An 8789-nucleotide genomic window follows, 5' to 3' on the forward strand; every position below is an offset into this window, starting at 1 on the left:
CAGCATCTGGGCGTAGCCGGTCTTGTCGGTGCCGTACGTGCCGGTCGCCAGGACGTGTGCGCGTTGGTCGATCACCTCGATCGTGGCTGATCGTTTGTGGGGGTCCATGCCGATGATCACCGTCACCGGGTTCCTCCTTGGCTGAGGTATGAGGTGTCAGCAAGGAGGGCACCGCTACTTCGAGCTGGGCAAACCCCTTTTGAGCCTCTCCTCACGCGGTGCCCGGCGAGACCGCAAGCCATGAGAGAGCCACGCCAACCAACCGGCGGGCAGCCGCAATGAGAGAGCGACTCGCCAGGCACCTGGACCGAGTCTGGCCAGACATCGGTCCTACGCCAAGTCTCTAAGTAGCCGATGACCGTACGGATGGGGTCATATTTGCAGTCGCTTGAACTTCCTCGGTGTCGAGAGGCTTGCTGTCATCGCGGCATGACCCGTTTCGCGGACGCCGAGCGATTCGCGGGTAGCTTCCAGCGCATGACCGAGCGTGCTGTCGAACCCTTCGATGTGTCCGAGACGCGAGCCGCCTACGACACCGTTGCCGTTGCGTATGAGGAGGCGCTGCGGGACGCGCTCGCGGCCAGCCCTTGGGACCGTGCGGTGCTGGGCGCTTTCGCGGACCTGGTGGGGCCGGCGGCGCCGGTGGTCGATCTCGGGTGCGGTCCGGGGCGGATCACCAGTTACCTTGCAGGGCTGGGGTTGGACGTGTTCGGCGTGGACCTCTCGCCTGGCATGGTCGAGGTGGCCCGACGGGTGCATCCGGGGCTGCGCTTTGAGGTGGGGTCGATGTCCGCGCTGACGCTGGCGGACGCGTCGCTGGCGGGCGCGGTGGCGTGGTACTCGATCATTCACACACCGCCGGAGCGGTTGCGGTCGCTGTTCGGCGAGTTGGCGCGCGTGCTGCGGCCGGGTGGGGTGCTGGCGCTGGCGTTCCAAGCAGGTGACGAGCGGCTTCGCATCTCGGGGGGATATGGGCACGAGGTGTCGATGGATGCCTACCGATTGCAGCCTGAGGACGTGGTCGGGGTGCTGGCCGAGGAGGAGCTGATTGTGGAGGCGAGGCTGGTGCGGCAGCCGGAACCGAGCGAGAAGACGCCGCAGGCCTACTTGGTCGCCCGCAAGGCTGCGTGACGGCTCAGCACGGCGTTGCGCCCATGCGCACAGCGGGTTCGGTGCGGGTCGGGTCGGAGTCATTCCTGACCATGAGGCGCGGGGAATGATCACGCGCACGGCAAACGTCCGCTTCTGCTGCTGATCGGGAGCTATTCGTCCCGCTCGGTCTGGCCGTGTACCGGGAACTTCCGGGCGGCATCGTGTTCTTCCTCGGTCAGGGCCTGCTCGAACTGTCCGGATCCAGTAGCGGGCCGCCCAGTGTCAATGTGGGGATCTGGCTGCAGATCACGGACGTGGTCGGCAACATGTGCGATCGTGCCCGAGGCCCGGAGGCCAGAAAGACTGTGCAGCGGCAGTATCGATTGTGGTCGACCGGGATTCGTGGACAACTGAGCGGTAGCCACGATCGCCGCATTCGTGCTGAAAGTCAGCCGCTTCAACCGGCCGCTGATTCCGCGACGTCCCGTGCCCGATTCTCGTAGGGCACGTCACGGCGCACTGTCACCACGTTGCGTCTGAAGTAGGCGTGGTCGACGACGTTGCCCTTTCCTTGTGACTGTGGTTGAGGATCGAGCGGCAGGAATGGGGGCTGGCAGTCGCGCTGTGTCTAGCCCGGAGGCCTCCGCGCCGACGAGCCTGGCAAGGCCACCATCCAGGTCCAATCCAGCTCAGTGCAGGTCCTGAGCGACAGTGACCTGCGGGCTACGCGCGCCTGGGTGACCTGTAACGACAACGCCAACTGGCAGGGCGAGCACTGAATCTAGTGGCTTTTCCCACAACGTTGACGCGCGTAGTCCTGGTTTGGGGTTCATGGCCATGTTCGAGCCAGCCTGTGAAACGTCTCGGGATCGCTGTGTACGGGAACCACGCAGAGCAGGTGACCGCCGGGCGCGCGCAGCGTGTGGCATTCCAGCCAGCGGGAGACCACCTCCGCGCCCAAAGCCGTCAGACGGGCGACCTCTGCCGCCACGTCGTCGGTCTCGATGTCGACGTGATAGCGCGGTGCGTCGTCGACCGCCTGGATGTCGATGGTCAAGCCGGGGACAGCGCCGTCCAGAGCCGTGAACTGTTCCTCGCCCGCCACGGAACGCGCCGGGACGCCCAACGCGGCGGACCAGAAGTTCGCGGCCGAACCGGCTTGCGTGACGGGTGTGTCGATGAAAATTCCAAACAGTCGGCTGCGATGCACGGCACCGAGGCTATCCGTGATCGATTACCCGTCCCAGGTTGCGGGACACATCACTAGCTTGAGTTTACCTGTGAGGTGGTGAAGGCGCGCACCCCAGTTGATCATGGTTGAAGTCCCTGGTTGATCATTCTTTTGTCTGGAGTGGTCGCCCGCGAGCTTGCTGGCGCCGAGGCTCGTGCCGTTGACGGCGAGCCGCGTCATCGCACGCACCTCAGCCGGTGATTCGACCGCGGCGATCTCATCTCGGCACCAGACGACCGCAAGCGATCAATGAGGTAAGCGAGATATCGCGGCATATCGACCAGCGGTGTGGTGCACGCGGTAGCGATAGCCCGGCGGCAACTCGTCCACTGTGCACGGTCGAACGTCTGATAGCAGGCTGAATCAGTCGGGTGGTTCGTGTTGGACCATCGACACGTCGTTGCCGCGTGCCGCGGCGTGCGCCGAAGTGGGGGCCGGCCAACGATTCGTCTGCTGTCCAGATGCCGTCGACCGCAGCTGGCTGCCGCTGAATCAGGTTGGCGCTGTATCCAGTCGAGCAGTTCTGAGATCGCGGATCACCGCGGAGGTGCCCATCAGGCCGGGGTCGAGTTCGTCATCCACGTAAGCGAAACCGGCCTCTGGATACGAAGTCTGATGGCGCAGACGTGGACTCACATGGCTGGCGTCCGTTTGCGGGGTGTGCTCTATGGGTATCTCCGCTGCGTGCTCCAAGAGTTTCCTGACCTCGCTGACCGGTTTCCGGAGTTCCGGGAGCAACGTCTCGTTGTCGACTACGACGACGCTGATGATCCCGTTTTACGCCGTGCCGATGGTGCCACGGTCGATACGTGGCGAGAGAACTACCCGTACTCGAGCCGTATGTCGCGCGACGAATACGAGCCGCTGAAACGGTTGCTGCAGATCGAGTTGTTGAAACTGCAGTACTGGATCAAGGATACGGGCGGGCGGTTGGTGATCCTGTTCGAGGGACGGGACGCGGCGGGCAAGGGCGGCACGATCAAGCGGTTCACCGAGCACCTCAATCCTCGTGGTGCCCGTGTGGTGGCTTTAACCAAGCCCTCGGACCGGGAACAGGGGGAGTGGTACTTCCAGCGCTATGTCCATCATTTGCCCACCGCCGGCGAGATAGTCCTCTTCGACCGATCGTGGTACAACCGCGCCGGGGTCGAACGGGTGATGGAGTACTGCACCGACGAACAGTATGAGCGTTTCATGCGGCAGGCTCCGACGTTCGAGCAGATGCTTGTCGACGACGGGATCTCGTTGGTAAAGCTATGGTTCTCGGTGTCGCGTGCCGAGCAACGGACCAGGTTTCTGATCCGCCAGGTCGATCCGGTGCGTCAGTGGAAGCTTAGTGCCAACGACATCAAGTCGCTGGACAGGTGGGATGCCTACACCATGGCGAAGGTCGCGATGTTCCGCTGCACTGACACCGAAATCGCGCCGTGGACGGTGGTCAAGAGCAATGACAAGAAACGTGCGCGGATAGAGGCGATGCGTAGCGTGCTCGCGCGTTTCGAATACGCGGACAAGGACCATGACGTGGTCGGCGAACCTGATCCGCGCGTGGTCGGAGCCGCGGCGACCCTGCTGGAGCAGGGTGAGGAAGACTCGTCACTCAGCCCGACGCCAATCACACCGGTCGCGGATCCAGACCACGGGCCAGGCCTACACCCGGATCCGTAGCAACCCCTCGTAAGCCGCTAGGAGTTCAGCCAAGGCCACGCCTGGGCCGACACAGCTACAAGACGCACTCGCGTCCGGCGTAGTCCACAAGAGACCATGACAAGCAGGAACCAGCAACCTGCAGGGGTGTAACCGGCCCCAGTTCCGTCGTATTCAGGGCCTGGTGCGCTCCCACTGATTGCCACACGTGGACAGGACGCGAACATGAGTAAAGCTCGACAATCTTTCATCGCCGCCGGTGTCGGGGCAGTGCTCGTTGTCGTCCTGTGGCTGGTCGCTGAACCAAGCCTGGCGATGGGCCTGCTCGGGGCGACTGTCGTTGTGCTGACTTCGGGAATCTACTTCGCGATTCGCGACAGACGGAGCGCGAAGTAGCCGATGGCGCCACGCAGCGACCGCGACGCGTTTCCCTACGGCTCCGTAGGCGGTGCGCCTGCACCACCTGCCAGGTGCTGCTGCGCTGCGCGCTCATTCCCCTACCCACCCACGTACTCCGTGATCGTGACCCGGCCGAGCCGGTCAGCCAGGTGGGGGCGGTGATCTCCACGACCAAGGGGCCGCTGCGCTTGTCCTGGCCGCTGGTGAAGCTGTGGGCACGGTCGGACAAGATGCGGTTACTTGATCTGCGGAGCGCGGGTTCGCCAGCTGCTGCAGGGCGCAGCGGCCCTTCCCAGCTAGGTCGACCATCGCCGATGACGTCCTGCGTCCGTCCGCAAAAACGCCAGTTCCGCTTTGGACAGCGGGAACGGGGGTGACGACAAGTCGCCACCCCCGTGTCGACCGTTGCGGGTCACGTGCACAGCGCTGTGTCCAGCGCTGCCTGCATGTGCTGCAGGTCGGTGATGTCCCTTGGCAGGCTGGTGATGCCGATGGTGGCTGCCTTGCCGTCTGGTGTCACGGCGTTGTAGGTGGAGTAGCCGACTGCGAGGCCGCCGTGGGTCCAGGAGAAGCCGCCGCAGCTGAGCGCGAACGTCGCCAGGCCCAGGCCGTAACGCGCCTGTCCGGTGAGGTCGAACTCGGGGGAGGGGATGGTCTTCTGCATCTCTGTTAGCTGCTCGGGGTTGAGGAGTTTGCCAGTGATCAGGGCGGTCATGAAGGTGTTGAGGTCGGCCGGTGTGCCGACCAGCGCGCCCGCCGCCCAAGCCGCCGAGGTCTCGGACTCGCTGACGTCGGTCCACGCGTCGCCGCGCTTCATTGCCAGGTACCCGTGCGGGTGCCTGCCCCTGATGGCTTGCTCGCCGACGCCCGGCCAGTAGGTGTCCCGTAGGCCGATGCGGGTGATCACCCTGTTGGTGATCTCCTCGCCGATCGGGCGGCCGGTCACCTTCTGCACGACCAGACCGGCCAGGATGAAGTTGGTATTGCTGTAGCTCCACTGGCCGTGGGCCGCGTCCGGCTTCTCGCCCAGCGCGACGTCGACCAGCTCTCGCGGTTCGTAATACCGGTGCAGTGCTGCGAACAGGTCCGACATGAGCTTCTGGTCGTAGTCAGCCAGGCCGCTGGTGTGCTGCAGCAGCTGGCGGATGGTGATAGTGCGACCGTCGATTCCCTCGGCTCGCACGACGTTCGGCAGGTACTTGTCCACAGTGTCCTCGAGGCTGAGTTTGCCTTCGCCGACCAACTGCAGCACGACCACAGCGGTGAACATCTTGGTGTTGCTGCCCATGCGGACTTGACCGTTGCGTGGTACCGGTGTCTTCCTGGCCAGGTTGCCCACGCCTGCCGTGTAGTGCCGGGTCCGTCCGTCCCGCTCCTGTACCGCTGCGACGACGCCCGGGAACTTGTCCTCGTGGACCAGTGTGTTGAGGCGCTGCTGCAGTGGGTTGTCACGAGGGGTGCTGTCGCTTGCGCTGGCCTGAGTGCCGGTCACCCCGTTGAGCAGGGCGGCTGCGGTCAACGTCATCACGACGACACTAACCTTCGACTTGCTGGTGTGATTGCGCATGGCGAACCCCTTATGCCAGTGGTGTTTGATCTGCCATGGCCACAATGTCCTAATGAGGTGGTGCGATGAATCCCTCTGGCTGGAACAACCGGGGTATAGCAGGCTCTACCACTGCGTGCGAGTGGTCGTGGCAACGTCCGACGAAGTGTGGGGTGTGCGTAGATGGAAGGCGGCACTGTACGCAGGCAGTTCACTGATCCTTCGCGGGCGGGATCGCCAAGATGTAAGGCGCGGTACGCCGCACACGGTCGACGCCTACAGCCGTGCGGTTCAGCATCATCCAGCGTTCGATACGCGGACCCAGTGACCGTGCGCGGTGATGTGTGGCGGCCTGCATCGCCGATGCGCATCAGCGTCGACATGCTCCTGCCGACACCAGATATAGATCGTCTGCTCGCTGATCTGCACGTCATGTGCGACCTGCGCAGCCGCTCTGCCAGCCTTGAGCAGGTCGAGAACCTTGAGACGGAGCACCAGCGGATAACTCCTGGGTCTGCTCGGCTGGTATCAGCGTCCAGCCCTCGGGGGCGCGGTCTCTCCAGCCGCGCTCCGATCCGTTTTCGGTAACTTCGAAGGGTGTTACGCATCCTGATCGCGATGCTGGTCCTCACCGGCTGCGCGACAACGCCGACACCAACTCCAACACAATCGACGCCACAACAGCCGACGGGCACTCTGCCCTCGACGCCCGTCGAGGTCCCGACCGAGGCGCCGTCACCGCCTCCGGCAGACTGGTTCGAGGTCCTGGTGAACTCGTTCGGCCGCCGGACCCCACCGTCGGGAGAAGGCGAGTGGAGGACGTTCAGCCACCGGCACCAGACCACGGCGATATACGTGACCTTCCACAACATCGGCGAAGAACCGATCACCGCACCGAAGATCGAGTTCTCGCATTTCATCGCGGTCGTCGGCGATCTGCGTTACGAAGCCACCGTCCACTACGACACCAGCACATAGGTACTGGTCAGAGACGCAGGGATAGGAAGACCCTGACCGCCGCGCTGCGTTCGTCCGCCTGCGGAGGTCGCGGCACGCGAGAACTGGTCATGATCCACAAGATAACCGGGCGGCTCGACGCCGCCCGGTCGGTTCGAAAACCTCAGGCCGCGGTGGTGGCCGCCGCACACAGCCGGCGGACCGTGGCGATGACCGCGCAGGCCGAGGGAAGAGGCATGGTGATCGCGTCGAGTACCGCGAATCGGAATGGATCCTCGGACGGGCGTAGCTTGTCGGTCACTCGATCCAGTAGTCGCGTCTGTTAGTTCGTCGGGGGTGGATCAGTCTGGGCGCTGGCCGTTGGCAGGGTGGCTCCGAGCGCCTTGTCCGGGTCTCCGCGCAACTTGGCGATGAAACCCTAGTTCGGTCAGCACCATGGCGAGGTATATCGCGTGTGAACCGTCGGTGTGACGGGTGGCGGACGTGATCAGGTTGCGCAGGTGGATCTCGGCGATGTCGAGTTACCCGGCCCGCCGGGCGGAGAAGCCCAGCCCGAGTTCGGCGAAGCCCATGTTGGGCTGGGGAATTCTGCTGGGTGGCCAAGCGTGCCGCCTGCTCGCACAATTTCCGAGCCTGCGTGTAATCGCCCAATTCGAGCGCGATCCACCCGAGCCAGCACAGGTACCTGGACACGGCGGGCCACAGTTCCAGCTCTTCGGCAAGGTGCAGGACTTCTCGACACAGGCGGGTGGCCTGCTCATGATCTCCGGTCATCTCGGCCAGTCCGGCGAGCCATTCGGTCGCCTGCAGCAGACCCCACCGGTCGCCAAGCAGTCGGAACAACTCGGCGCTGCGCTTTCCGTCGCGTTCCAGCGCGACCGTGTTCGCTCGGGCCTGGGCCAGTTTCGCCCGTGTTGCCAGCGCTGCCGCCGTCCCCCATTGGTCACCGGTCCGGTCGAAGATGTCCAGCGTTTGCGCCAACAGTCGCTCGGTGTCGTCCACGTCGTTGATCCCGGCCTCGGCGAAGGCCAAGAACCACAGGGCCCTGGCCTTCGTGCCGGCGTCGGAGATGCCGCCGCACTCGTCAAGTACAGCTTTCCGGCGGCTGGTCCAGTCGACCGAATCGCCCCTGCAGCAACGTGATCGCGGCATGCCCGATCCGCACCCTCGCGCGCTGGTCAGCGGTCGTGTCATCGTTGGCGCGCGGTAAGAGGGTCAGTGCCGCGGTCAGCGACCGGCGGGCTTCGGCCAGCCGGCCACGCAGACACCAGTACCACGTCAAGGCGTTTACCAGGCGCAGTGCGAATTCCGCGGCACCGGTGGAGATCGCGGTGTTCAGGGCGGTGTGCAGGTTGGGTGATTCAGCATCCAATCCCACAGTTGCTGCTCGGGGCCACGCAGCGACGAGTCGGCCCGGACGGCCAGTTCCGTGTAGTACTCGGCGTGCCGGGCGCGCACTTGGTCGAGCTCCCCGGCCTCACGCAGCCGTTCGACGCAGTACGCCGCGACGGATTCCAGAAGCCGGAACCGCGGGCCGTCCGGCTGGTCGGTCATGACCACAAGGGACCGGTCCACTAGCCCGTCGTGCCGCACCAGGACTCGGAGAGGCCACAGATCAAACCCGCCGTCGTGCGCGCCCCCGCCGCTCATCATGGTGGTCAGTGGATACACCTTGTCGGTGTCTACGACCGCGCTGAGGGCCGGATTCGGCTGTACGTCAACGGTTCGTACGTCGGCGAGGACCAGCGGTTCCCGTCAATGAACGCCACCGGGCTGCTGCGGATCGGTCATCAGATGGGCAGTGTTCCCAACCAGTTCGAGGGCGCGATTGACGACGTGCGGTCTATGACCGGGTGCTGAGCACGGACGCGGTCCGAGCTTTGGTGGCCAAGGACGACATCCAAGCCGCGCATTGGC

Annotated in this window: 11 protein-coding genes; 5 read left to right on the forward strand and 6 right to left on the reverse strand. The window is 64.6% G+C overall.

Features of this window, described 5'->3' with window-relative positions; genetic code table 11:
• Nucleotides 1-477 precede the first annotated feature (477 nt).
• The gene (locus B9C43_RS55200; RefSeq protein ID WP_084435124.1) at nt 478-1131 is read left to right on the forward strand and encodes a class I SAM-dependent DNA methyltransferase; all 654 of its coding nucleotides are present in this window, start codon (nt 478-480) and stop codon (nt 1129-1131) included.
• Nucleotides 1132-1921: 790 nt separating this feature from the next.
• Here the strand turns inward: B9C43_RS55200 and B9C43_RS55210 are convergent.
• On the reverse strand, nt 1922-2302 hold the full coding sequence (locus B9C43_RS55210; protein WP_200826181.1) for a VOC family protein: 381 nt from the start codon (nt 2300-2302) through the stop codon (nt 1922-1924).
• Between the two features lie 657 nt (nt 2303-2959).
• Here B9C43_RS55210 and ppk2 point away from each other — a divergent pair.
• Both ppk2 and B9C43_RS57360 read left to right on the forward strand, forming a co-directional pair.
• Entirely contained in the window at nt 2960-3991 is a 1032-nt protein-coding gene (ppk2, locus tag B9C43_RS55215; protein ID WP_084435126.1) for a polyphosphate kinase 2, read from the forward strand.
• A 204-nt stretch (nt 3992-4195) separates the two neighbouring features.
• Entirely contained in the window at nt 4196-4366 is a 171-nt protein-coding gene (locus B9C43_RS57360; protein WP_160097479.1) for a hypothetical protein, read from the forward strand.
• A 415-nt stretch (nt 4367-4781) separates the two neighbouring features.
• On the opposite strand, the gene B9C43_RS55220 is transcribed toward B9C43_RS57360, so the two are convergent.
• Together B9C43_RS55220 and B9C43_RS60430 are read right to left on the reverse strand one after the other, a co-directional pair.
• On the reverse strand, nt 4782-5894 hold the full coding sequence (locus tag B9C43_RS55220; RefSeq protein ID WP_143447321.1) for a serine hydrolase domain-containing protein: 1113 nt from the start codon (nt 5892-5894) through the stop codon (nt 4782-4784).
• Nucleotides 5895-6212: 318 nt separating this feature from the next.
• Nucleotides 6213-6410, reverse strand: a complete 198-nt coding sequence (locus tag B9C43_RS60430; protein ID WP_160097481.1) for a helix-turn-helix domain-containing protein — start codon at nt 6408-6410, stop codon at nt 6213-6215.
• A 102-nt stretch (nt 6411-6512) separates the two neighbouring features.
• On the opposite strand from B9C43_RS60430, the gene B9C43_RS55230 reads away from it, so the two are divergent.
• On the forward strand, nt 6513-6893 hold the full coding sequence (locus B9C43_RS55230; protein WP_143447322.1) for a hypothetical protein: 381 nt from the start codon (nt 6513-6515) through the stop codon (nt 6891-6893).
• 142 nt (nt 6894-7035) lie between these two features.
• On the opposite strand, the gene B9C43_RS57365 is transcribed toward B9C43_RS55230, so the two are convergent.
• The 3 genes from B9C43_RS57365 to B9C43_RS55240 all read right to left on the reverse strand — a co-directional run bounded on the left by B9C43_RS57365 (nt 7036) and on the right by B9C43_RS55240 (nt 8426).
• Nucleotides 7036-7173 carry a hypothetical protein gene (locus tag B9C43_RS57365; protein WP_160097483.1) on the reverse strand — a complete coding sequence of 46 codons (138 nt, stop codon included), beginning with the start codon at nt 7171-7173 and terminating at the stop codon, nt 7036-7038.
• Nucleotides 7170-8066 carry a tetratricopeptide repeat protein gene (locus tag B9C43_RS60435; protein ID WP_143447323.1) on the reverse strand — a complete coding sequence of 299 codons (897 nt, stop codon included), beginning with the start codon at nt 8064-8066 and terminating at the stop codon, nt 7170-7172. Before B9C43_RS60435 ends, B9C43_RS57365 begins: the two co-directional genes overlap by 4 nt.
• A 141-nt stretch (nt 8067-8207) precedes the next feature.
• A complete protein-coding gene (locus tag B9C43_RS55240; protein WP_143447324.1) occupies nt 8208-8426 on the reverse strand; it encodes a hypothetical protein in 219 nt (72 codons plus the stop codon).
• A 75-nt stretch (nt 8427-8501) separates the two neighbouring features.
• On the opposite strand from B9C43_RS55240, the gene B9C43_RS55245 reads away from it, so the two are divergent.
• Nucleotides 8502-8732 carry a LamG-like jellyroll fold domain-containing protein gene (locus B9C43_RS55245; RefSeq protein ID WP_160097489.1) on the forward strand — a complete coding sequence of 77 codons (231 nt, stop codon included), beginning with the start codon at nt 8502-8504 and terminating at the stop codon, nt 8730-8732.
• Nucleotides 8733-8789 lie beyond the last annotated feature (57 nt).

The organism is Kibdelosporangium aridum, from assembly GCF_900176515.1.
Classification (GTDB): Bacteria; Actinomycetota; Actinomycetes; order Mycobacteriales; family Pseudonocardiaceae; genus Kibdelosporangium; species Kibdelosporangium aridum.

Bases quoted from the DNA above. Each gene is read 5' to 3' on its own strand.
- B9C43_RS55240 (WP_143447324.1), bottom strand. From the start codon at position 8,426: ATGACCGACCAGCCGGACGGCCCGCGGTTCCGGCTTCTGGAATCCGTC.
- B9C43_RS57360 (WP_160097479.1), top strand. From the start codon at position 4,196: ATGAGTAAAGCTCGACAATCTTTCATCGCCGCCGGTGTCGGGGCAGTG.
- ppk2 (WP_084435126.1), top strand. From the start codon at position 2,960: ATGGCTGGCGTCCGTTTGCGGGGTGTGCTCTATGGGTATCTCCGCTGC.
- B9C43_RS55200 (WP_084435124.1), top strand. From the start codon at position 478: ATGACCGAGCGTGCTGTCGAACCCTTCGATGTGTCCGAGACGCGAGCC.
- B9C43_RS60435 (WP_143447323.1), bottom strand. From the start codon at position 8,066: ATGACACGACCGCTGACCAGCGCGCGAGGGTGCGGATCGGGCATGCCG.
- B9C43_RS55220 (WP_143447321.1), bottom strand. From the start codon at position 5,894: ATGACGTTGACCGCAGCCGCCCTGCTCAACGGGGTGACCGGCACTCAG.